The following is a 23,300-nucleotide window of genomic DNA, read 5'->3' as shown; positions in this document are numbered from 1 at the left end:
ATGAATAGAATTATAATATAGGGGGTTTTTTCTATACAATCGGCAATAACCTTGAAGTTTCTAACTGAACAAAGTTTTAAAAAAATTGGAGGTAAATAATGAAGATTGAAGTTTGTTCAAATATAGAAATCCCATTTTGTTACATCGGGAAAGCTTATTTAGAAGAGGCAATTACAAAAAGGAAGATATATTTCATAAGCACATTTAGAAAGCTTACGCTTGACCGGAATGAGGAAAGAATATGAACAATCCTATAGTAATTATCGTTGGCGCTGGTTTAAGTGGCCTTCGTGCCGCGTCTCTGCTTACTGAACAGGGCATCAAATGTAGGGTTCTAGAGTCTAGAGATAGGATTGGAGGTAGAGTGTTGAGCACTCAAAATCCAAACAGACCTGACTTGGGTAAATTTGACCTCGGGCCGACATGGTTCTGGCCTCAGCACGAGAGGACTATTGCTAATCTTGTCAAAGAACTGAATTTAGGAACTTTTGACCAATACACCAAAGGAGCAATGCTTTCAGAGCGATACCACAACGAACCACCAGAGCGTTATGTACTACCAGAAAACTCTGATGCAAGGTCGGTGCGATTCATAGGAGGTGTGCAATCCCTTATTGATGCTGTAGCAAATACTCTTCCGCCAGGCATAGTCGAGCTAGAAACGCGAGTAACAGCAATTCGACTAGATAAAGCCGGTGCTATCACACTTGAAGCAGACCTTGCTAATGGAAAGAGAGAAAAGGTTTCTGCAAGTGCTGTTATCCTAGCATTACCTCCTCGAATTGTGGCGCGTCATATTGAATTCTCTCCTTCTCTCCCTACAGATCTTATGACTGATCTTGTAAACAAACCTACGTGGATGGCAGGACAGGCTAAGGCAGTTGCAATCTATGATCGTCCTTTTTGGAGGGAATCAGGGCTCTCTGGCTTCGTATCGAGCTGGGTTGGACCTTTGCAAGAAATTCATGATGCTTCTCCTGATACAGGCTCTGGTGCATTATTTGGTTTCTTCGGAATGCCAGCGAAAATACGACGTGAACTGGGTGAGGATAAAATTTTAAAATTGGTCATTGACCAATTGGTTAGGCTCTTTGGACCCTCTGCCAAAAACGTAAGTTCTATACTTTACAAAGATTGGTCCAGAGATTTCGAAACGGCTGTTGAGGAAGACATCAATCCCCTTAGAGACTTTCCTATATATGGTAAACCGCCGCGAGGAGGGCTATGGGAAAAGAAAATTATTTTTGCTGGTACAGAGACTAATTCACAATATGGGGGACATCTTGAAGGTGCACTTCAGTCAGCTGAACAGGCAGTTTTAGAAATCACTAATCTAAAAAACAAACCTTTATAAAGGTAACTTAACATTCAATCAAACAATTAAATATTTATTTTTTATCTTATGTTCAAAAGTTCCATTACTAAACTGTAGGAGGTAATATGTGATGAAAATGATGAAAGCTATACAAATTCCTTCTAAAGGAGAAAAGATGAAACTGGTAGAAATTCCAGTTCCCCAGCCTGGTGAAGGACAAGTACTTCTTCGTGTGGAGGCATGCGGAGTATGTAATGGAGACTCCATGGCTATTAAAGGGGCTTCTCCAGAGTATCCTCGCATTCCTGGTCATGAAGTGATTGGCGTAGTGGAAGAACTTGGCGCAGGTTCGACGAAGTGGAAGATTGGTGAACGTGTCGGCATTGGATGGCATGGAGGGTACAACCATGTAACGGGTCTGACAATGGACGGTGGTTACGCTGAATACATGGTTGCCTATGAGGATAGTTTGTCAAGCATTCCAAATAAATTATCTGTATTAGAAGCAGCACCACTTATGTGTGCTGGTGAAACAACGTTTAGTGCATTAAGAAACAGCAAAGCTCGACCTGGTGATCTTGTAGCTATTCAGGGTATTGGTGGACTTGGGCACCTAGCTGTTCAGTATGCAACGAAAGCAGGATTTCGAACTGTTGCCATTTCGCGTGGTAGTGATAAAGAAAAACTGGTACGTCAACTTGGAGCACACCACTACATTGATTCAGAAAAAGAAGAACCAGCTAAAATCTTACAGGCATTAGGTGGAGCCAAGGTAATCCTTGCTACTGCACCGAACGCTAAAGCTATTTCTTCTCTAATCAATGGGCTTGGTACAGACAGCGAGCTAATTATTGTAGCTGGTTCTGGTGAGCAATTGGAATTGTCAGCAATGGACTTTTTAAAAGGACCAAATACTGTTAGGGGTTCGTTTACTGGACAAGCAAAAGAAATTCAGCAAACCATTAACTTCAGTGTACTCACGGATGTACGACCATTAATTGAAAGCTTTCCTTTAGAACGTGCTATCGAAGCATATGATAAAATGATGGCTGCATCGACAAGATTTCGTGCTGTTCTAAATATCTCTGAGTAAATTTAGGTCACTTAACTAACGGTACAATAGTGTAAAAAAGAACTGACACGTTGCTTTTTTCTTATTTTTCAAAAATATTTTCTGTAAAATTCTCTACTAAGATTTCCACTTAATTGGGCATAAATCCTAGTGGTTTCGCTCTTTTCGTGACCTAGAAAACTTTGAATAACATCAATAGGAGCACCATTGTTATAGGTGAATGGTATAACTGTTGCGTAGTTGGTGTAGATGTATTTCCTTCTTAATCCTTGCACGTTGAAATTCGTTTTATAATGTACCGCATCTTTTTATGTGGATTCCGTTTGGTTACAAATATAGCCGGATCTTTATCCTGTCGAAGATCTAAGTATCGATTCAGCCATATTACACATCGTATATTAAAATAGACCTCTCTTTCTTCTAATTGGCAGGTATGGATACGGTATTGAACCGGACTCATACCTGCCAATTTTTGCTTATACGCTTGTTATTTCGGCCCTTTCCAAGGACAGTAGCTTAGCGATTTGACAAATTAATTCTATCCTTTTCTAACGATAAAATTTCTCCTATTCTACAAACTGTTGAGAACATAAATTCAAATAAAGCTTTTCCATTGGGGAAAAGCTTTATTTGAATTTATGTTATACAAGATTATTCTTAGCTGAGTTTTTATTTATTCCCCCTACTTATTTCATACACCCTTCGTGCAGTTTCCTCTAATATAAATATAACTGGAATTTGGGTGGAGATGTTCGAGGAGTCAACAAATTCCTCTGTAATATAATAGGATAGATTTATATCAGAAATTTTGGCAATAGTTGACTGTGCGTTGTTTGTAATACTTAAAATCTTACTACCTCTTTCTTTTAACTTGTGAATGTGGGAAATAGTAAAAGGATTTTCTCCAGAAAAAGATATAGCAATAGTAATACTTTTATTCAAATCAGCGTGAATAGGCATGAACCAATCTTTTAAATACATAGTGAACTTCCCTAAGCTTGAAAAGTATCTGGCACCGTATTCAGCCAATGTTCCTGAACTACCAATTCCGATGAAAATGACAGTATCCGTTTTAGAAATTGTATGTGCCACATCCTTTAATTTAGAAGTGAATTTCTCATTTTGAGTGCGCTCAAAAAATTCCGCTAACACATACTGGCTGCTTTTAATTTTTGGCTCCTTTTTTTCATCTATTAAAAGCTTAAGTTTCACTTTAAACTCCGAAAAACCTTCGCAATTTAATTTTCTGCAAAATCGCATTATTGTTGAAGTAGAAACATGAGTTTCATCGGCAAGATCCCGTATTCGCATATAGATGACCTTTGCTTTATTTTTAATAATATAGTTGTAAAGTATAATTTCAAGATCATTGAATGTAGCAATTACCTCATCCGTAAACAAATCCTTCTCTCCCTTGTATGTTTTCTCTTTTTTTCTTCATATTATTATTCGTAAAGTTATTATACATTAACCGAGAAACACAGTGTTATTTTTGTGAAACAAATGCCTTTTTGTGAAAAATAAATCTAACGCTTTCAAAACTATATTCAACTGGCTTTTTCTCCTCTAGAATAGCTTTTGTAAATCAGTTTTTTTAGGAGGCTAAAACAATGAGTAAAGGAATTAAGATTGTCACTATTGGTGGAGGTTCAAGTTATACTCCAGAATTAGTGGAAGGATTTATTAAAAGATATGATGAACTACCTGTTAGGGAACTATGGTTGGTTGATATAGAAGCAGGCAAAGAAAAGTTAGAAATCGTTGGGAACCTTGCAAAAAGAATGGTCGAAAAAGCGGGTCTTCCGATCGAGGTTCACCTAACGCTTGATAGAAGAGCAGCTTTAATAGATGCTGATTTTGTTACGACTCAACTTCGTGTAGGGTTACTCGATGCCCGTGCTAAGGATGAAAGAATTCCTTTAAGCCACGGGGTATTAGGTCAAGAAACGAATGGTCCGGGTGGATTGTTTAAGGGATTGCGTACCATTCCAGTTATTTTGGATATTGTAAAGGACATTAAAGAATTATGTCCAGATGCTTGGTTAATCAACTTTACAAATCCTGCTGGTATGGTGACAGAAGCTGTTCTTCGTTACACTGACCATAAGAAAATCGTTGGTCTATGTAATGTGCCGATCGGAATTGAGATGGGGATTGCCAAGCTATTAGATATTGATCATTCACGTATTCGTATTGATTTCGCTGGTTTAAATCATATGGTATATGGATTAGATGTATATTTAGACGGAGTGAGTGTAAAAGATAAAGTAATTGATCTGTTATCAAATCCAGAGAACAGCAGCTTTGTTAAAAACATAGAAGGACAAGGTTGGGAGCCGGAATTTATTCGAGCATTAAATGCCTTAACTTGTCCATATCACCTGTACTACTATAAGAAAGATGAAATGTTGCAAAAAGAGTTGAAAAACTTTAAAGAGGGCACAACAAGAGCTGAAGTCGTTCAGAAACTTGAAGAGGAACTATTCGAGTTATACAAAGATCCTAAATTAGCAATTAAACCGCCTCAATTAGAAGAACGCGGTGGAGCGTATTACAGTGATGCAGCGGTCCGTCTCATTTCATCTATGTATAACGATAAACGTGATATTCAGCCGGTTAACACAATTAACAACGGGGCTATTGCAAGTATTCCGTATAACTCTGCTGTTGAAGTAAGCTGTGTTATTACAAAAGAAGGTCCAAAGCCAATCATCAACGGAGATCTTCCAGTTGCAGTTCGAGGACTCGTACAACAAATCAAATCATTTGAACGAGTGAGTGCTGAGGCCGCTGTAACAGGCAACTATGATACAGCTTTACTTGCGCTGACAATTAATCCGCTTGTTCCTTCTGATAAAGTTGGTAAAGCTATCTTGGATGAAATGCTAGAAGCACATAAAGAATATTTACCAAGATTTTTCCAAAAAGTAGAAGTGTAAAATGTGTAGTTTTTTTACTTAATTTACATTAGAAAATAAAGTAGATGCTGTGGCTGTAATATAATTATCATAGTAATATTTTTGGCATTATCACAAGTGTTTTCCGTTGTCACGCTGTCATTAACTGTACCATCGTGACCCCAAATCAATATAGGAATCATCTTCAAGTTGCTTGACTCTTTTTTTCATGTATCCTTGACATGGGTACCAGTTTAATTATAACTTCCTCTTTTGTTTTTTAAGGATTAGTCGATTATGTTAAGCACTCAGGAAGTAAGCCAGTAAGTTTTGTGTGTCATCTGCATGAAGAAATGCCTTCTTATCTTGTTCCAAGGGCGAAAAAGAATATACTTTAGTATGAAACATTAATGATGTTTCATACATAATTAAAGTAATGTGTAGGAAAATAGAAAAAAGTATAAAGGAGGCACTTAAGAATGGTAAAGTTCGAGGATTCGGAATTACACCTAAAAAGTAAGGAAGATGTATTAGAAATTAGCTCAACAGGATATGGGTTAGAATCTGTTTCAATAGATAATATAGAAAAACAGAAATTACAGGAGTCGAATAGAACAAACTCTTTAGGGTGTGGAGACCAATAGCATATAAAAAGTCTATCAATTTCTTGTTTCTGAAGGAAAAGTAGGTCGTCCTAAAAGGTAGACTACTTTTCCTTCATTAATTGTTCCACAGCTGGAATATCCGCAGGAGCCCACTTTAGGGAACTTAAGTTTTCTCTTTTCAACCAAATCAATTTTGAATGTTCATTTGGAATAGGATCTCCCTTTGTGATCCTACATTTCATGCAAATCAAATGAATGCTAAATGATTCGTATTCATGGGTGTTTTCATGGAAGTAGTATTGAGCTTCAATTTTACAGCCTAGCTCCTCATGGACTTCTCTTTCAATAGCTGCATAGATATCCTCTCCCTTTTCTAACTTACCACCTGGAAATTCCCACATATTCGGCAATGACATGCTAGGTGATCTTAATGCACAAAGAATTTCATTTTGGTCATTTTCAATAATTGCTGCGACTACTATTAATTTTATTTCCATCTAAATTCTCTCTCTTGAAAGAGGGAGAACAATCTTAACAACAGTGCCCAGTCGTTCTTTACTCTTAACGTCAATTGTCCCATTATGTGTTTCGATGATTCGTTTGCACATCATAAGGCCCAATCCGGTTCCTTTTTCTTTTGTTGTGTAAAATGGTTCAAATAAACGTTTTTGTCTTTCACTAGACATTCCGCAGCCATTATCTGTAATTTGAATCATGTAAAAGTGATCATCTATCTCTTTTAGTAAAACTTCTATGTTTTTGTTGTCACTAGATGCTTCAATTGCATTTTGTAAAAGATTAATAAGTACCTGTTTTAGTTGATTAGGGTCACACTGGGCGACTATGGTTTTGTCAAAATCTGTTGATACACATATACTTTTTAAGTTTGACTGTGGTTCCATAAAATGAATCACATTTGAAATTAACATATTAATCTCAATCTGCTTAATTTCCATTGTTTCTTTAGGTTTTGAGATAAACATGAATTCATTTACAATGTTACTAATTCGATCAAGATCATCAAGCATAATAGAAAGATATTCTTTTAGTTTTTCGTCGTTAATATTTTCTTTAATTATTTGGGTAAACCCTTTTATAGATGTTAATGGGTTTCGAATTTCATGGGCAACTCCAGCAGCTAATTCACCTACTATAGATAGTTTCTCCATTTCTCTTATCTTTTTTTCATTATTCTTTTCTTTAGTAATATCTATAGCTATCCCACTAACTTCAACAACTTGCGAGTTTACAATTAATGGACTTAATGAAGCAAGATAATAGACTCCATTAACATAACCTTCATAATTAATCGTTTTTCCATTCCAGGCCGTTTCATAAAATTTATTTTTTCGTGCAGCAATATCCTTTGGAAGAAAATCAAATAATGTTTTACCAATGACCATTGAAGGAGTTAAGGCTAATTTTTCTAAAAGATCCCCTTCGATATATGTATTAATAAAATCGTTATTTATTTTAACAAATTTAAATACAAATCCATTTTTTCTAGGCACGAGAGTACGATAATTAATTTCGTTTACTCTATGATCCATCATACATACATCCTTTGGTAAGCTTACTTTTGTAATTGATAATTATAGTTCTATATACTTGTAGATTTTCCTTCAAGTTTCTTGAAAATAATATAAAATCAAGAAAATTTTAAAGCGGGTTATTCTCCAAAAATGTAGTGGAATTAAGATATTTGAATAGGGAAAGGTTCGAAATGAGTTTAAATTCCTAATTTTCATTTGGTTTAATTAAAATAAATAAACTAGGTGAAATTATCTGGGTCATATATCCTAGGTGACTGGATGGTGATATAATAAATCTATCATATATTATTACTGGGGGACAACATGGAAAAGAATAAATTACATGGTTTTTCGCTTTCAACAATTCGATCAAAATTGATCATATGGTTCCTTATTGTTGGATTGCTCCCACTGGGAATAGTTTCTGCTATCTTATATTCTTTAAATAGTAAGGAATTGGTTCAGAAAGAGCAAGCAGCGCTAGAAAGCTTGACATTGAGTACTGCTCAAGGTATGGAACAATGGATTGAGAGACGATTGAGCGAAGTACAATTAGCAGCAAAAACAGATGCAATGTTATCTCTTACTCCTGAACGACAATTGGCATTGGTGAAAACAGTAAAAGATCAATCACCTACTTATGAAACAGTAGTTTTTACAGCACCAGACGGTACAGTCCAAGCTCATACTACTGAAGCGAATATTGGGGTTATGAATCTATCAGATCGTGAATATTTTATCAGTGGTATGAACGGGGAGTCTACGATTTCCAGCGTGTTAACATCAAAGGCAACTGGAAATCGAATTGTGGTAGTAGCATCTCCAGTTCAAGGGGAAAATGGGGATATATTAGGTGTTATGTCAGCCTCGATTAATTTTGAAGATTTAATTAATCAATTTTTAGGAAGCACATTATCTGAAACAATAGATCCAATTTTAGTTGATAATCAAAATGTTTTCCAAGTTTACTCTCAGAAAGACTGGATTGGGAAAAATGTATCAGAAACTGATATTTCTAGCGGATTTATAAGCCTTATTGAACAAGGTAAAAAGGAATCAGGCAATTCAGTAATCAAAGAACAAGGAAAAGAGTATGTAATTACGTATACTCCTATCGACTTAGCTGGTTATGGATTGTACTTTAAAACGTCTATGGACTCGATTCTGTCAGCAACTGATCAAAGTAAATACTCTACATTAGTGATTTCTGGATTATCTATGATTGGGATTTTAATGATTGCTTTGATTGTCGCTCGTAGAATTAGTCGACCAATCAAGCTAGTTACTGAACATGTACAACAAATTGCAAATGGAGATTTAACCGGAAAAGCCTTAAGAGTTTCGGGTAAGGATGAAATAAGTAAACTTACCGAAAGCATCAATATAATGTTGATAAATTTACAAGATCTTATCCGAAAAGTCGGCGATAGTTCAGAACATGTAGCCGACTTTTCGGAGGAATTGACTGCTAGTGCGGAGCAAACGAAAACATACAACTGAACAAATCACGTTGACGATTGGGCAGGTTACAAGAGGCTCTGAGCAGCAAAATGAAGGTGTATCAGAAAGTGTAAAAGCTTTGGAAGAAGTAGCGTCTGGAATCCAGCAAATTGCTGAATCTGCGTCTATGATTGCTGAAAGCTCGACTATTACCATTCAAAAAGCCCATTCAGGTGGAGAATCAGTTAATAAGACAGTTCAACAAATGAGTTCAATTCAGGATTCAGTTTTAACTTCTAATCAAATGATTAAATCATTGGAAGATCGCTCAAAAGCAATCGGACAGATTATCGAAGTGATCACAGGGATAGCTGATCAAACAAATCTACTTGCGCTAAATGCTGCGATAGAGGCAGCGCGTGCTGGGGAACATGGTAGAGGTTTTGCAGTTGTTGCAGATGAGGTTCGCAAATTAGCGGAAGAGTCCAAGCAATCCTCTAACCAAATTGGGATATTAATTTCAGAAATTCAACGAGATATGGCTCGTTCTATTGATGGGATGAATCAAGTAACTTATGAAGTTAAAGAGGGATTAGAAATAGCTAATACAACTAAAACGAATTTCGTCGAGATTATGGAAGCAACAAACCTCGTTTCTGAACAAATAGATAATATGGCAGCAACTGCAGAGCAGATTTCTGCAGGCTCACAAGAAGTTACATCTTCGTTTATGACGATTGCTGAAATATCTAAACAGGCATCAACAAGTACACAAGAAGTTGCAGCTTCTGCAGAAGAGCAGGTGAATTCAATGGAAGAAATAACATCATCTGCTCAATCTTTAAGTGATATGGCTGTGGATTTACGAGAAATGATTAAAAGGTTTAAGATATAAATAACATGCCCCCCTAAAGTCATATTAACCTGTGATTTTAGGGGTTTTTGTTAATTAAATTATGTATTAGTATCTTAGAAACATTTTATTTTTTTTAAGAAAAGGTTGATTAAAAATAAAATGTCATTACAATAAAAATAGTAAAGCGCTTTCAGTTTACTAGAAATAGAACAAAAATAGCGCAAACAATAATTTATCTCTTGCACCGTAAATGCTACCAAAGTGGGCTAGACTTGTAGTAAGTAGAAAGGTTAATATTCCCTTTATTTTAGATGGTTGTGTAATGGGAAATTAGTATTTTTGTAGGAAAGTGGGAACAAAAAGTGAAAATTACGATCTATGATGTTGCAGAAAAAGCAGGTGTTTCAATTTCTACCGTATCAAAGGTCTTGAATAAACAGCAGGTTGGAAAAAAATCAAAGGAAAAAGTTTTGAGTGCAATGAACGAGCTAAATTACAAGCCAAGTGTCCTTGCATCAGCTTTAACTGGTAAACGAACCTCTACAATAGGTTTTTTGCTACCCGATATCGCAAATCCCTTTATTGCTGAGATGGCACGGCAGGTTGAAGACCGTGCCCATGAACGTGGATATAACCTAGTTATCTGCAGTACTGATTTTAGATCGGAAAAAGAAGAGCATTACGTTTCATTGCTACGACAAAAAAGCGTCGATGGCTTTATATTTGCTGGTGGTTTTAAAAATAAGAATCTCGTTGAGGAGTTGCTAAAGGAAAATGTTCCAGTGATTCTACTAGCTGCTGAATCTCACCCTAACCTGACTGTGAATACTGTAACAGTTGATAATTTTGTTGGGGGGTATGAAATAGCTAATTACTTAATTTCACAAGGTCATAAAACTATATCAGTAATTGCTGAGGATGCCACAAGCAGTCAGGAGCGAATTCGTGGCTTCAAACAGGCAATGCAAGATCATAGTTTAGATGTTCAGGATGACCTGATAATGATATGTAATTCTAGTGTCGAACATGCGCAGAAGCTTACAGAAGCATTATTGGATACACCAAATCCACCGACAGCAATTATTGGTGCAAATGATTTGCTTGCGATTGGGATTTTAATTGGAGCACGTGAAAAAAACTTAGTCATTCCTCAGGATCTTTCAATTACTGGATTTGATAACACACTATTATCGAAATGCTGCGACCCGACCTTAACAACTGTTGATCAACCAATCCAGAGCATGTGCTCTCAAGCAGTAGATATATTATTAGCTGAGATAGAAGGTATACATAAAACAAGACAAAAAATACACGTGTTGCCGAAGTTAATTATAAGAAACTCAACTAGTAAGGTTTACTAAAAGTATCTTTTAATTCACAAAAACAATTTTTAAAAGGCGCTGGTGGGTTATCGATAACCTGAAATAAGAATAAGAATAAGAAAAGAGTCAAATCAAAATATGATTTGACTCTTTTTTATATAACAGTAGGGAGTGTAACAGCTAAACATTTTAGAGGGTATGATATAATTAAAGGTATCGATTAATGAAAATAGAAAGTTTGAAAGAGTGTGGAAAGATGAAACCTACCATTTATGATATCGCTAGAGAAGCAGGGGTTTCTGCTACTACAGTAAGCAAAGTTATAAATAATAAAGGGCGCATAAGTGAAAAGACAAAAGCGAAAATAGTGAAAATTATGGAGGATCTTCACTATCAACCAAGTGTATTGGCATCGGCAATGAAAGGGAAAAATACATTCACAATCGGAATTATCATTCCAGATATGAACAATCCTGTTTATTCTGAGTACCTGAAATTAATTGAAGCATATGGGCGTGAATTGGGATTTAGTATTTTAATTTGTAATACGAATAATGACCCAGAAAAAGAAGAAGAACAAGTAACCTTATTCCGTCAGAGGCAGGTTGATGGCTTCATTATTGCTTCAAAATTTAAAAATGATGAAGTTCTTAAAGAACTTATAAATGAGAATTTTCCATTAGTACTTTTTGCACTTGAACGCCCAGAACTTAGCATTGATTGTGTAACCATTGATGATTTTTTAGGGGGATACAAAGTTACCGAATATTTACTATCATTAGGTCATCGGCAAATAGGCTTAATGACTGAAGATGCAGAAAGCAGTTTAGAGCGTGTTAGGGGTTATAAGCGAGCGTTATTAAATGCAGATGTGGAATATAACGAAAAATTGATTTACCAAAGTGAAACTACTATCGATAGAGCAGTTGAACAAGCAGGAAAACTTCTAGATAGCAAGGATAAACCTACTGCAATCTTTGGTTGTAATGATGTTTTAGCTGTAGGTACATTAATGGCGGCAAAACATCGCGGAATAAAAATTCCAAACGAATTATCTGTTATCGGCTTTGATAATACATTTATGTGTAAAATCGTTGAACCACAATTATCATCAGTTTCTGTGCCTTTAGGTGAAATGGGTAGACAAGCAATGGATCTTCTTATTAGTAAAATTGATAAAACAAATAAATCGAAGCAACGAATTAAGATGCTTCCAGATCTAGTGATTCGTGAAACAACAGCTCGAGTTTATGAAAAAGACGCTAATTAGAACAATTAATTAATGAGAAGTATGGAACGTAACATGTATTTAGTTTTATCTGTTACTGGTTAGAGTATAGAAAGATGTCTCCTCGCCGTTCCACATTGCGGGTTCTTGACAGCAGTTTCTTCCGCCGATTGCCCTTATTACCAATAGTGCTGTTTAACAGAGCCAGTTAATAAAATAATACTCCTATATCATACACTTAGTAGATAGGGGTATTTTTTGTGTGCATAATAGTGAACTATAGAATAAACTGTAGGTTTTAATACTTAAAACATTGGATTAAGTATGAAACCATTTGCAGGTGATCACTATAAAAGATTTTTAAGAAAAGATAAATTCAAAAAAATTTCAAAAAAGGTGTTGAAAAGTAATTTGCCATAAGATAATATACAAATAGGGGTTATCGATTACCCGATAACGGGATTTGAAATCGATTACAATACACATATCGGACGGTAATTCCAAAATTACTAAAGGGGTAAGGGGGGCATTTTCCGGATATCTATTGGTTGGAATGCTTAAGTCGATCAATTCTTAAGGTAACATCTTAGAATAACTCTTACATATTAAAAAAGTAAAGCGCTTTCGTAATGAGTGTTAACCTATTATGAATCATGCGCGGTTTATCAGGTAATTAAGTAGTAGTTTGCAATTTTTTATAACGCAAAATGTAAGCGTTTCACTAAAAGTTATTATAGGGGGTTTACTTATGAAACTAAAAAAAATAATGAGTATGTTAATGATTGCTATTCTTACATTAGGATTGTTAGCTGCCTGTGCGTCAGGTGAAACTGCGGGGAGTGATTCAGAAAAAGATGGAATCGTAATTGGTGCTGCTATGCCTGTTTTTGATGATAAGTGGCTTTCCTATTTATACGATGGAATTAAAGAATATGATGAAGCTCATGATGATGTTGAAGTAAGTATGGTAGATGCGAAAAATGATGCAGGTAAACAGTTTTCACAAGTTGAAACTTTTATTGTTCAGCAGGTAGATGCGATTTTAATTAATCCTGTTGAAACAGATGCTGTAGGTCCGATGGTTGATGCAGCAAATGAGGCAGGAATACCTGTTGTTGTCGTTAATAGAATGCCAGATGAAGAGACTATGGAAAAGATTTATGCTTATGTAGGCTCTGAATCTGTTGAAGCAGGTACAATTCAAATGGAAAAAGTCGCAGAGTTACTTGGTGGTAAAGGAAATATCGGAATTATGAATGGGACGTTAGGCCAAGAATCAGTTGTTAATAGAACAAAAGGAAATAAAGATGTCTTAGAGAAAAATCCAGATATGAAACTAGTCCGTGAACAAACTGGTGATTATCAAAGATCTCTAGGTATGACTGTAATGGAAAACTGGATTCAAGCTGGAGATGAATTCAATGCAATTGTAGCAAATAATGATGAAATGGCGATTGGTGCAATCATGGCCCTTGAGGCCGCTGGTAAGCGCGGAGATATCATTATTGCAGGGATTGATGGAACAATTGATGCTTTAGAATACGTAAAAGATGGAAAGTTGAATGTAACTGCCTTCCAGGATGCTTATGGACAAGGGAAGGGTGCAATTGAAACAGCTATTAAGGCTGTTAAAGGAGAAAAACTTGAAAATAATTTCATAAATATTCCATTTGAATTAGTTACTCAAGAGAATGTTGATGAGTATATCGCGAAGTGGGAGAAATAATTTAGAAAATTTTAAGGTGATTCAAAACCAAAGGGTCTGACTTCTTCAACATAAATATTCATTTAATGAGTTGACGGATATAAATACAATTCATGCTTAGATTGGTCAGGCCCTTTTGAGTCAACCTGTAAACTACTAATTACTAGGTGGTGTAAACGTGAGTGAACAATATATTTTAGAAATGCAAAATATTACAAAGGAATTCCCAGGAGTAAAAGCGCTAGATAATATTCAATTGAAGGTAAAGAAAGGGACTGTTCATGCATTAATGGGTGAAAATGGTGCTGGGAAATCTACACTCATGAAAATTATTTTTGGAATTTATACGCCTAACCATGGAACGATTAAATATAAAGGGAAAGAATTGAACGTTTCGAGTACAAAGGAAGCATTAAAGAATGGGATATCGATGATTCACCAAGAATTAAGTCCAGTTCCTCATATGAGCGTTGCGGAAAATATCTTCTTAGGCAGAGAACCTTTAAAAGGTAAATTTGGCTGGGTAAATGATAAGAAAATGGTGGAGGATGCAAGGAAGTTATTTGAAAAACTCGATATGAAGATTGATCCAACTTCAAAAATGAAAGACTTAAGCATAGCGAATATGCAAATGGTTGAAATCGCAACTGCTGTGTCATATCATGCTGATTTAATTATTATGGATGAACCAACATCTGCAATTACAGAAAAAGAAGTCGAGCAATTATTTGATATTATTCATTCGTTAAAAGAGAAAGGTGTTTCGATCATTTATATCTCACATAAAATGGATGAGATTTTTAAAATTTGTGATGATATTACTGTCTTTAGAGATGGTCAGTATATCGGAACAAAAGGTGCACATGAATTAAATCAAGATACATTAATTCAAATGATGGTAGGAAGAGAAATTAAACAAGTCTTCCATAAAGAAGCAGCAGAAATTAAGGAAGTCGTTCTTGAAGTTAACAATCTCTCAAAAGAGGGGAAATTCAAAAACATAAGTTTTGAAGTAAAAAAAGGTGAGATATTAGGGATTGCAGGGTTAATGGGCTCTGGGAGAACAGAGGTGATCGAAAGTATTTTCGGCATTGATCCTCCTGACTCAGGCGAGATTTTTATCCATGGAGAAAAGGTTAAAATAAAATCACCTCAAGATGCAATTAAACGCAAGCTCTCATTATTAACAGAAGATCGAAAATTAACAGGAGCATTTCTTCCGATTTCAATAAGAGAAAATATGATTATTTCGAATATCGATCATTTTTCAAAGCTGGGGTATGTCAATAAAAAATTAGTTGATGAAACATGTAAGCAACAGGTTGAGCGATTAAATATTAAAACACCTAGTATTGATCAACTTATTATGAACCTAAGCGGTGGAAATCAACAGAAGGTGTTGCTAGCGAGATGGTTGTTAAATGATCCAGATATTCTTATTTTAGATGAGCCAACTAGAGGTGTTGATGTTGGAGCAAAATCAGAAATACACAAATTGATGTCTAAGTTAGCGCAGGAAGGCAAAGCCATCATTATGATTTCTTCTGAATTGCCTGAAGTATTGGGAATGAGTGATCGTGTCATTGTCATGCATGAAGGCAGCAAAAAAGGAGAATTAAGTAGGGAAGAAGCAAATCAAGAGAAAATTTTAGAGGTTGCTTATAGTTGAAACTAGAGGAGGGTGTAAGATGAATAATCCAGTTGGCAGCACAGTTACGAGTGTTAGTAAGACTAGGTATGCTTGGAAAGAGAAAGGGACGCAACTAACTAGTAAATATGGGATATTACTAGTTTTACTCGCAATGATGGTGACAATGTCATTTCTATCAGAAGCCTTTCTAACAACTCAAAACTTATTAAATGTTGTTCGTCAAATTTCATTTATCGGAATTGTTGCAATGGGTGTCACGATGGTTATTATTACAACAGGAATTGATTTGTCATCCGGATCAGTTATTGCGTTAGTTTCCGTCGCATCAGCAAGTTTTGCTCATCCGGGTGAATTTCCAATCATTGCCCCTTTAGCAATTGGCCTTGGAATTGGTGCACTTGCTGGATTGATTAACGGTACAATTACAGCAAAAGGAAAAATTCCAGCTTTTATTGCTACACTAGGAATGATGATTGCTGCAAGAGGCTTGGCGTTATTATATAGTGATGGAAGACCAATTCCAGATTTATCGCCATCATTTTTGTTTATTGGTAAAGGTGAAATCATTGGGATTCCATTTCCAATTATTGTCTTTATTGTTATGGGAATTATCTCTCATCTAATGTTAAGTAAAACAAAGTTCGGTAAATATACGTATGCAATTGGTGGGAATGAACAAGCGGCAAGAATTTGTGGGATTAATGTAGACCGTTATAAAATCATGATCTACACTTACGCTGGTTTACTTTCAGCCATTGCTGGCATGATGTTAACTGCGAGAATCAGTGTAGGACAACCAAGTATGGGAAATATGTTTGAGTTAGATGCCATCGCAGCAGCAGTAATTGGTGGAACAAGTCTATCTGGAGGCGTTGGAACAATTGCGGGAACAATGATTGGAGCACTAATTATCGGAGTTCTGAACAATGGGCTTGATTTATTAGGGGTATCATCTTACTGGCAGCAAATCTTAAAGGGTATTATCATTGTAAGCGCTGTTTTGATTGATGCTCGTAAAAATAAAAAAGCGTAATCATTATTTGAAAGGAATCGAACGGAAGTAAAAGCTAGACTTTATTGGTCTAGCTTTTTCCTATTCTAAAAAAACTAAAGAAGTATTGGGTGTTTTTGTTAGAATCATAGAAGCTTAATAATACTAGGAATAAAAATTAGCTATGAAAATTCGATGGCAAAATAATGTGTTTGCTCTAGATAATGAAATAGAGACATATAAAGTTATAATCATGCTATAAATGTAGCAAACATGTTAAATGGCAAATTAGTTATTTAGAGAAATGAATTAATGGAGGGAGATCATAATGAGAGAAGAAGTAGGAAAATGTTCTAATTGTGAGAAAATTATATATTGTTTAGATGGGTTTTTAAATGGATTGATAACCGAAGACAAGGTCCTGTATTGTTTTTCCTGTATAAAACAGAAGGATAAGTAGTGGAAATTGGTTATTTAGTGAATATTTGTTAAAATAAAAGATGTATTTTAAATATTCTTTTATTTTTGTGACTGGGGGAAATAGAATGGAATTTAACCTTGTGGTGAGTAGAAGAAGGGAAATCACTAGTTTTTTAGATCAACCTATACCATCTGAAAAAATCGAGGAGATTTTAGAAACAGCATGGCTAGCACCTACAGGGAATAATCTACCTTCGAGAGAGTTTATTGTTGTGAATGAGCGAGGAATGCTTGATCATCTTTCTGAAACAACCCCATATGTACCTTGGTTAAAAGAAGCAAATTATGCGATCGTTATTACAGGTCGTCCAACAATTAGTAAGTATTGGATTCAGGATTCTTCAATTGCAAGTGGGTATATTTGGTTAGCTGCTGTAAACGCTGGGCTAGGGTGTGCTTTTGGGGCAGTCTTTAATGCGACTGATGAGGTTGAATCTGAAAAAAGGGAAATGCATGTAAGAGAAGCATTAAATATACCGAATGACCGAAGAGTGCTTGCTATTTTGGGATTAGGCTATGCGAAAGAAAAGCCAAATAAGAAGGATCTACCAAATAAAAAAGAAATGATTCATTATGGATTATTCGATCAGAATCATTAACTATTATTTAAGGTGTACTTAATTTGAGTAGAAAAACGTAAAGGTTTTATTTTAAAGACAGTATCCTTACGTTTTTCTACTTTTATTCCTCCTACTTGATTTTTAGTTCTAATTGAAGTGTGTATTTTAGAAAAAGGAACGTTAATAGTAGATGTTTTGGATGTTATTGAGAAGACTGGTGTTGATCCTAAAAATTTGGTCTTTGAAATAACTGATAGTATTATGAATAAGAATCAAGAGAACGCTATTAGTACAATTAATGAATTGAAAAACATAGGAATAAAGATCGCAATTGATGATTTCGGCACGGGCTTTTCTTCGTTATCCTACTAAATGAAGCTTCCTATTGATGTATTAAAACTAGACAAATCTTTCGTTCATGAGCTAACAAATAAAAAAATGTTTCGCTTGTAGATGCAATTGTTAAATTAGCTTATAACTTAGACTTAACAGTAGTTGCTGAAGGAATTGAGACAGAATACCAGCACCAAGTCTTAAATCAGTATGGTTGTGATTTTTGTCAAGGCAATTACTTCAGTAAACCATTAATTGGAAACAAATACAACGAACTTTCTTGGATTCTGATAAGTAAAATTGGTAATATCTTTGTTCTCTAGGTGTTTATTTATTAATATTGTATTATAATTGATTGGAAAGCATCTGTTAAAGCTTATAAATGATTTCTAACGATAAAGGAGATATATCCATGTCAAATCATGATAACGACCAAAATACACAACCTACAGAAAAAAAGAAGGTTAGCTTACAGGAGTTAATGAAACAACAGCTTGCAAATAAAAAACAAGCTCAAGCAAATGGAAAACAGGCAAATAAAGGATTGGGTCAAAATCAAAAGATGAAAAGTCAGCAAGCCAAAAAAACTAGTAATACACGTAGGAAAATGGGAAGCTAATAAAGATATATCGTATCAAGAACACCGTGTAGATAGTTGTTTACAACCTACACGGTGTTTTTTATACTTTCAGTGATTAAATAAGGTGAAGTTTTTCTACTGTTCTTTATTTCGAAATCGAAAAAGGAATTTTATGAAATTAGTAGAAATATCATATAGACAGTAATCTACTTTGATTTCAATCAGTAAATGTAATCGCTTTCTATTCGTGAGGGGGAGGAATGAAAATGTATTTAACGATTGGTAAGTTATTTGAACAAACCGTTGCTAAATTTGGAAATAAGGAAGCGTTGGTGGATCGTACAAGAGGAATTCGCTGGACATACCATGAGTGGAACGAGAAAGTAAACAAGCTTGCAAATACATTCCTTGCTTCAGGTGTACGCAAAGGTGATCGAGTATCAACATTTCTTTTCAATTCATATGAATTAGTAACAGTTTATTTTGCTGCAGCAAAGATCGGGGCAATTATTAATCCGATAAATTTCCGTTTAAAAGCAGATGAAGTAGCGTATATTCTGCATGATGCTGAGCCGAAAATTGTCTTGTTTGAACATGCTTTAGAACCCCAAATTACAAAGATACATGACCAGTTCCCGTCCGTTTCTTTTTGGTCTATTGATGAATCAACCCCAGCCTATGCTTCTTCCTATCACGAGAACGTTAAATCAGCTTCAACAACACAACCAACGACAGAAGTATTTGAATCAGATACTTACGCAATTATGTATACAAGTGGGACTACAGGTCGACCAAAAGGGGTAATGCACCGTCATCGTGATATGATTGAGCATAGCCTAATTTGTATTAGCTCTCTAACAATGTCTGCAAGTGATATTGGTCTTGTAACAGCCCCGATGTTCCATTGTGCAGAACTTCATTGCTGTTTTCTGCCTCGAGTGCATATCGGTGCAAAAAATGTGATTATCCATCACTTTGATGCAAAGGAAGTGTTACATACAATAAAAGATGAAGGGATAACAAGTTTTTTTGCTGCCCCAACGATGTGGAATATGCTTTTACAAGAAAATCTAGAACTCTATGATTTAACATCACTTCAGCTTGGTCTCTATGGTGCAGCACCAATGGCGCCTGTATTAGTCAATGCATGTAAGGAGAAACTAGGTATCGAACTTGTGCAAGCATATGGAATGACGGAAATGGGACCAGCTATCACATTTCTAGGGAAAGATGAACAGCTTTCAAAAGCAGGTTCAGCTGGAAGAGCTTGCTTTAATCACGAAGTAAGAGTTGTTAAACCAAATGAAAACGGACCATCTGAGCCTGAAGATATTTTACCGCCTGGAGAGGTAGGAGAAATTATCGTGAAAGGTCCAGCTATGATGATTGGGTATTTTAATAGAAAAGAGGCCAGTGAGGAAGCACTTTATAAAGGTTGGTATCACTCTGGTGATCTCGGATACTTAGATAAAGATGGATTCTTATTTGTTGCAGATCGAGTGGATGATATGGTCATAAGTGGTGGAGAAAATGTCTACCCACGAGAGGTAGAAGATGCTCTTTATGAGCATGAAGGAATACTAGATGTAGCTGTTCTTGGAGAACCTGATGAATTATGGGGAGAGAAGGTAATAGCAGTTGTCGTGAAAAAAGATCAAAATCTGACTGCCGAAGATTTAGAAAACTTCTGTAAGCATTCTGAAAAGCTTGCACCTTATAAGCGTCCAAGAAGATATATTTTCGTCGATCAATTACCTAGAAATGCAAGTGGGAAGATTCAGAAGTTTTTATTACGTGAGGATTTAAAAAATCAGGAGGTTAAATAAGTTTTTTAGTAAATAAAAGCTGAGAATCTGTTCTAGATCTCAGCTTTCCTATAAAAGTATGTGAAGTTAATTTTTTAAAAACCTAGTTTTGATGTACTACTTTTAGATCAATACTAGATAAAGCGGTAGGTAAATCTGCAAAAGTTGTAACTCCTTTAAAATTAACACCAATTGAAACGATGGTTTGCGCAATTTCAGGTCTTATACCTGTAATAATTGTTTCCACACCTAAAAGTTTCAAAGCGTAAATCACTTTAAATAAATTGTCTGCAACCATTGTATCGATTACCGGCACTCCTGTGACATCTAAAATTAGATATTCGAGTTTGAGTTTTGAAGATTCTTCCATTGTCACTTCTAATATTAGTTGAGATCTATGTGTATCAATTTCACCAATAAGTGGAACAACAGCGACATTTTTGTTAATAGGAACAACAGGTACCGAAAGCTCTTCTAATGCTGTATAAGCTATTTTCATTAATTTATTACTGTGGTCTTGGAATACTTCCCCAAATACTGCACTTATTTCATCTAATAATGGATCAATAATTTTACTAACATCTAACATTGTTAGTGCGGCAAACTGTTGTTGTTCTAACTCCTCGGTGAAAACATCCCATATAACCGTTCGATAAAAAGCCAAAGACCTTAGCGCTTTCGTTAACGAAATAGTATCTACGAGATAACCAGCCTCTGTTTTTGCCCAAGCAACTATTTCATTAGATAATTGTTGCTTATCTATTAACGATTTTCCTAAAAGTTCAATCAGGTGTGATGCGCGATTATTATCAGTATCTTGGTACCTGATGAGATAATTTTGGCTTGAATCATATAAATTTTTCTGTAACTCAGCGACACTGTTAGCTAAAATTTTCCTGTTGTTTATAATTTTTTGTCCAATGTAATTTAATTCTTCTTTCAATGCTATCGCTCCCAAATTTTAGTCAACTATTTAATAATACCATATTTTACTTTATATCGTTTAAAAGTTGATCAAACATAGCTTGCGAAATTTGAAACGAAGAAAGCTCATTTACTTATTTTCTTTATTAGCCTATATCAATGTTTGCGAGGATTTGTTTTATCTTTTTTAGTTGTTTAATTAAACGTTTGTTTAAAATGTATTTGGAGATGGTATAGTTTAGGAAATAAAATAGGTTATAATTAAATTCTCTCTGTAAAATACTATTCAATATGCTATAGTATATAAGCCTTTATACAAACAAAAGCTCAGGGCGCCCGTTAAGCGACGTATGAACTGGAGATAGATGTCAAAGAGCTTATCAACAGTACATAAACAACAATAAAGCATTAATTTAAGAAAAGAGACGTGATTACATTGCCTGATTTTTTACAACTAGGAATTCGAAAAGAAATTAATCATACGTTAAAGTCATTAGGACTTGTTACACCTACACCTATCCAGGAAAAAACAATTCCTTCTATATTAGCGGGAAAGGATGTTATTGCCCAAGCACAAACTGGAACTGGTAAAACATTAGCTTTTGTTCTTCCAATTTTAGAAAAGATTGATAGTAGTAAGTCAGATATTCAGGCTTTGATATTGACACCAACACGTGAACTAGCACAGCAAATTTCAAAAGAAATTAAAAAAATGATTGAGAACCTAGAAGATATCAATGTACTAGCTGTATACGGAGGGCAGGACGTTGAGCACCAGTTGAAAAAGTTAAAAGGTGCTCAGCATATTGTTGTGGCAACTCCAGGTCGGTTATTGGATCATATTCGACGTAAAACAATTGATTTATCAACTGTTGAGATGCTTGTATTAGATGAAGCTGATCAAATGTTACATATGGGCTTTCTTCCAGAGGTAGATGACATTATCTATGAGACCCTTTCAACACGTCAAACGATGCTTTTTTCTGCTACAATGCCAAGTGAAATTCGGTCTCTCGCTAAGAAATACATGCTTGAACCAGAAAACATTCAAGTAAAAGCGAAAAGAATCACAGTTGATGAGATCAGACAAATTGTTATTGAAACAACGGATCGACGAAAGCAGGAGACATTGTTACATTTATTACAAGAACATCGTCCTTTTTTGGGAATTATCTTTTGTCGAACGAAGATTCGTGCGAAAAAGCTTCAAGAAGCTCTTATCGCCAATGACTATGATTCTGACGAACTTCACGGTGATTTAACTCAAGCAAAGCGTGAAAAAGCGATGAAGCGATTTCGTGAAGCGAAAATTCAATTTTTAGTTGCTACAGATGTCGCTGCAAGGGGATTAGATGTAGAAGGTGTAACACATGTGTTTAATTATGATATTCCACATGATGTTGAAAGTTATGTTCATCGCATTGGCCGTACAGGACGAGCAGGTGGAGATGGTGTAGCCTTTACATTAGTTGCTCCCAAGGACCTTGATTTCTTACGAATGATAGAAAAAGGGATTGGTCAAACATTAGAAAAGCAAGTGATAAAAGGGATAAGTATTCCTGATCGTGATGATTATGAGCAGGAAAGAAGCTCACAAATAAAAAAGGCACGCCGTCCAATTAGTAAAGAAAAAGCAGGGAGAGCATCTGAAGCTCCTTCTAGAAATAGAACAAATGATAGTAGGAGAAAGAGTAAAACAACTACTTCTTCTCGCTCTAAAAGAACCCGATGAATTTTTTGATAAATGAGAAGAGAGAAGACATCAACAGTCTAAAGTTGAAATCTTCTCTCTTTTTTACTTTTGTAAATCCTGCTTCGTTTTTTCGCTTCTAATATTTATATCCTTTGAGAATTCTGTATCCTGCTTTTTGTTATTAGGGTATTTGTTTTTTCGCTCGCGGTTATCATTGCGGTTTGTCATTATTGTACCTCCTCTCCAGCGTTATCATCAATATTATGTGCAATAGAAATATTTTTATTTTCTATCTAATTTTCATTTTTTAC

General features: G+C 35.3%; 22 protein-coding genes and 2 pseudogenes. 18 read left to right on the top strand and 6 right to left on the bottom strand.

Features of this window, described 5'->3' with window-relative positions:
• The first annotated feature begins 98 nt into the window (after positions 1-98).
• The 3 genes from I7822_RS00710 to I7822_RS00700 all read left to right on the top strand — a co-directional run bounded on the left by I7822_RS00710 (position 99) and on the right by I7822_RS00700 (position 2,408).
• Positions 99-245 carry a hypothetical protein gene (locus I7822_RS00710; RefSeq protein WP_207974890.1) on the top strand — a complete coding sequence of 49 codons (147 nt, stop codon included), beginning with the start codon at positions 99-101 and terminating at the stop codon, positions 243-245.
• Complete coding sequence (locus I7822_RS00705; protein WP_207974889.1) at positions 242-1,354, top strand: flavin monoamine oxidase family protein; 1,113 nt, start codon at positions 242-244, stop codon at positions 1,352-1,354. Before I7822_RS00710 ends, I7822_RS00705 begins: the two co-directional genes overlap by 4 nt.
• A gap of 91 nt (positions 1,355-1,445) precedes the next feature.
• Complete coding sequence (locus I7822_RS00700) at positions 1,446-2,408, top strand: alcohol dehydrogenase catalytic domain-containing protein (protein ID WP_207974888.1); 963 nt, start codon at positions 1,446-1,448, stop codon at positions 2,406-2,408.
• Between the two features lie 68 nt (positions 2,409-2,476).
• Here I7822_RS00700 and I7822_RS29680 read toward each other — a convergent pair.
• Positions 2,477-2,996, bottom strand: a pseudogene (locus I7822_RS29680) (tyrosine-type recombinase/integrase); the annotation flags it as partial.
• 60 nt (positions 2,997-3,056) lie between these two features.
• A complete protein-coding gene (locus I7822_RS00695) occupies positions 3,057-3,788 on the bottom strand; it encodes a MurR/RpiR family transcriptional regulator (RefSeq protein WP_207974887.1) in 732 nt (243 codons plus the stop codon).
• A 209-nt stretch (positions 3,789-3,997) separates the two neighbouring features.
• Here I7822_RS00695 and I7822_RS00690 point away from each other — a divergent pair, with 209 nt between their 5' ends.
• Both I7822_RS00690 and I7822_RS00685 read left to right on the top strand, forming a co-directional pair.
• Positions 3,998-5,326 carry a 6-phospho-beta-glucosidase gene (locus I7822_RS00690; RefSeq protein WP_207974886.1) on the top strand — a complete coding sequence of 443 codons (1,329 nt, stop codon included), beginning with the start codon at positions 3,998-4,000 and terminating at the stop codon, positions 5,324-5,326.
• A gap of 437 nt (positions 5,327-5,763) precedes the next feature.
• Complete coding sequence (locus tag I7822_RS00685) at positions 5,764-5,928, top strand: hypothetical protein (RefSeq protein WP_207974885.1); 165 nt, start codon at positions 5,764-5,766, stop codon at positions 5,926-5,928.
• 62 nt (positions 5,929-5,990) lie between these two features.
• Here I7822_RS00685 and I7822_RS00680 read toward each other — a convergent pair whose 3' ends face one another.
• Positions 5,991-6,386 carry a (deoxy)nucleoside triphosphate pyrophosphohydrolase gene (locus I7822_RS00680; RefSeq protein ID WP_207974884.1) on the bottom strand — a complete coding sequence of 132 codons (396 nt, stop codon included), beginning with the start codon at positions 6,384-6,386 and terminating at the stop codon, positions 5,991-5,993.
• Positions 6,387-7,442: an ATP-binding protein gene (locus I7822_RS00675; protein ID WP_207974883.1), complete on the bottom strand. Its 1,056-nt coding sequence runs from the start codon at positions 7,440-7,442 to the stop codon at positions 6,387-6,389.
• A 303-nt stretch (positions 7,443-7,745) separates the two neighbouring features.
• On the opposite strand from I7822_RS00675, the gene I7822_RS00670 reads away from it, so the two are divergent.
• From I7822_RS00670 to I7822_RS00615, 12 genes and pseudogenes are all read left to right on the top strand, one after another.
• Positions 7,746-8,921, top strand: a complete 1,176-nt coding sequence (locus tag I7822_RS00670) for a cache domain-containing protein (protein ID WP_207974882.1) — start codon at positions 7,746-7,748, stop codon at positions 8,919-8,921.
• The gene (locus tag I7822_RS00665) at positions 8,893-9,756 is read left to right on the top strand and encodes a methyl-accepting chemotaxis protein (protein WP_207974881.1); all 864 of its coding nucleotides are present in this window, start codon (positions 8,893-8,895) and stop codon (positions 9,754-9,756) included. The genes I7822_RS00670 and I7822_RS00665 overlap by 29 nt, the downstream gene beginning before the upstream one ends.
• 323 nt (positions 9,757-10,079) lie before the next feature.
• The gene (locus I7822_RS00660; RefSeq protein ID WP_207974880.1) at positions 10,080-11,078 is read left to right on the top strand and encodes a LacI family DNA-binding transcriptional regulator; all 999 of its coding nucleotides are present in this window, start codon (positions 10,080-10,082) and stop codon (positions 11,076-11,078) included.
• A gap of 217 nt (positions 11,079-11,295) precedes the next feature.
• The gene (locus tag I7822_RS00655) at positions 11,296-12,309 is read left to right on the top strand and encodes a LacI family DNA-binding transcriptional regulator (RefSeq protein WP_207974879.1); all 1,014 of its coding nucleotides are present in this window, start codon (positions 11,296-11,298) and stop codon (positions 12,307-12,309) included.
• A 706-nt stretch (positions 12,310-13,015) separates the two neighbouring features.
• Positions 13,016-13,993 carry a sugar ABC transporter substrate-binding protein gene (locus I7822_RS00650; RefSeq protein WP_207974878.1) on the top strand — a complete coding sequence of 326 codons (978 nt, stop codon included), beginning with the start codon at positions 13,016-13,018 and terminating at the stop codon, positions 13,991-13,993.
• 157 nt (positions 13,994-14,150) lie between these two features.
• Complete coding sequence (locus tag I7822_RS00645; protein WP_207974877.1) at positions 14,151-15,641, top strand: sugar ABC transporter ATP-binding protein; 1,491 nt, start codon at positions 14,151-14,153, stop codon at positions 15,639-15,641.
• A gap of 19 nt (positions 15,642-15,660) precedes the next feature.
• A complete protein-coding gene (locus I7822_RS00640; protein ID WP_207974876.1) occupies positions 15,661-16,656 on the top strand; it encodes an ABC transporter permease in 996 nt (331 codons plus the stop codon).
• A gap of 503 nt (positions 16,657-17,159) precedes the next feature.
• A complete protein-coding gene (locus tag I7822_RS00635) occupies positions 17,160-17,693 on the top strand; it encodes a nitroreductase family protein (protein ID WP_207974875.1) in 534 nt (177 codons plus the stop codon).
• Between the two features lie 117 nt (positions 17,694-17,810).
• A complete protein-coding gene (locus I7822_RS30550; protein WP_372442069.1) occupies positions 17,811-18,026 on the top strand; it encodes an EAL domain-containing protein in 216 nt (71 codons plus the stop codon).
• Between the two features lie 77 nt (positions 18,027-18,103).
• Positions 18,104-18,310: pseudogene (locus I7822_RS30545) on the top strand (EAL domain-containing protein); the annotation flags it as partial.
• Positions 18,311-18,399: 89 nt separating this feature from the next.
• On the top strand, positions 18,400-18,606 hold the full coding sequence (locus I7822_RS00620) for a hypothetical protein (RefSeq protein ID WP_207974873.1): 207 nt from the start codon (positions 18,400-18,402) through the stop codon (positions 18,604-18,606).
• A 227-nt stretch (positions 18,607-18,833) separates the two neighbouring features.
• Positions 18,834-20,393, top strand: a complete 1,560-nt coding sequence (locus I7822_RS00615) for a fatty acid--CoA ligase (RefSeq protein ID WP_207974872.1) — start codon at positions 18,834-18,836, stop codon at positions 20,391-20,393.
• An 82-nt stretch (positions 20,394-20,475) separates the two neighbouring features.
• Here the strand turns inward: I7822_RS00615 and I7822_RS00610 are convergent, their stop codons facing one another.
• Positions 20,476-21,315 carry an STAS domain-containing protein gene (locus tag I7822_RS00610; protein WP_207974871.1) on the bottom strand — a complete coding sequence of 280 codons (840 nt, stop codon included), beginning with the start codon at positions 21,313-21,315 and terminating at the stop codon, positions 20,476-20,478.
• 417 nt (positions 21,316-21,732) lie between these two features.
• On the opposite strand from I7822_RS00610, the gene I7822_RS00605 reads away from it, so the two are divergent.
• Positions 21,733-23,028, top strand: coding sequence for a DEAD/DEAH box helicase (locus I7822_RS00605; protein WP_207974870.1), 1,296 nt, complete (start codon positions 21,733-21,735; stop codon positions 23,026-23,028).
• Between the two features lie 63 nt (positions 23,029-23,091).
• Here the strand turns inward: I7822_RS00605 and I7822_RS30125 are convergent, their stop codons facing one another.
• The gene (locus tag I7822_RS30125; protein WP_260445562.1) at positions 23,092-23,217 is read right to left on the bottom strand and encodes a hypothetical protein; all 126 of its coding nucleotides are present in this window, start codon (positions 23,215-23,217) and stop codon (positions 23,092-23,094) included.
• Positions 23,218-23,300 lie beyond the last annotated feature (83 nt).

Origin of the sequence: Metabacillus bambusae (assembly GCF_017497975.1) — a bacterium.
GTDB classification, from domain to species: Bacteria; Bacillota; Bacilli; order Bacillales; family Bacillaceae; genus Metabacillus; species Metabacillus bambusae.
The sequence above is the reverse complement of the archived record's forward strand: the minus strand, read 5'-3'. Positions and strand labels throughout refer to the sequence as shown.

Coding starts and splice junctions, on each gene's coding strand:
- I7822_RS00710 (WP_207974890.1), top strand. CDS start 99: ATGAAGATTGAAGTTTGTTCAAATATAGAAATCCCATTTTGTTACATC.
- I7822_RS00705 (WP_207974889.1), top strand. CDS start 242: ATGAACAATCCTATAGTAATTATCGTTGGCGCTGGTTTAAGTGGCCTT.
- I7822_RS00700 (WP_207974888.1), top strand. CDS start 1,446: ATGAAAATGATGAAAGCTATACAAATTCCTTCTAAAGGAGAAAAGATG.
- I7822_RS00690 (WP_207974886.1), top strand. CDS start 3,998: ATGAGTAAAGGAATTAAGATTGTCACTATTGGTGGAGGTTCAAGTTAT.
- I7822_RS00685 (WP_207974885.1), top strand. CDS start 5,764: ATGGTAAAGTTCGAGGATTCGGAATTACACCTAAAAAGTAAGGAAGAT.
- I7822_RS00680 (WP_207974884.1), bottom strand. CDS start 6,386: ATGGAAATAAAATTAATAGTAGTCGCAGCAATTATTGAAAATGACCAA.
- I7822_RS00675 (WP_207974883.1), bottom strand. CDS start 7,442: ATGATGGATCATAGAGTAAACGAAATTAATTATCGTACTCTCGTGCCT.
- I7822_RS00670 (WP_207974882.1), top strand. CDS start 7,746: ATGGAAAAGAATAAATTACATGGTTTTTCGCTTTCAACAATTCGATCA.
- I7822_RS00655 (WP_207974879.1), top strand. CDS start 11,296: ATGAAACCTACCATTTATGATATCGCTAGAGAAGCAGGGGTTTCTGCT.
- I7822_RS00650 (WP_207974878.1), top strand. CDS start 13,016: ATGAAACTAAAAAAAATAATGAGTATGTTAATGATTGCTATTCTTACA.
- I7822_RS00640 (WP_207974876.1), top strand. CDS start 15,661: ATGAATAATCCAGTTGGCAGCACAGTTACGAGTGTTAGTAAGACTAGG.
- I7822_RS00635 (WP_207974875.1), top strand. CDS start 17,160: ATGGAATTTAACCTTGTGGTGAGTAGAAGAAGGGAAATCACTAGTTTT.
- I7822_RS00620 (WP_207974873.1), top strand. CDS start 18,400: ATGTCAAATCATGATAACGACCAAAATACACAACCTACAGAAAAAAAG.
- I7822_RS00615 (WP_207974872.1), top strand. CDS start 18,834: ATGTATTTAACGATTGGTAAGTTATTTGAACAAACCGTTGCTAAATTT.
- I7822_RS30125 (WP_260445562.1), bottom strand. CDS start 23,217: ATGACAAACCGCAATGATAACCGCGAGCGAAAAAACAAATACCCTAAT.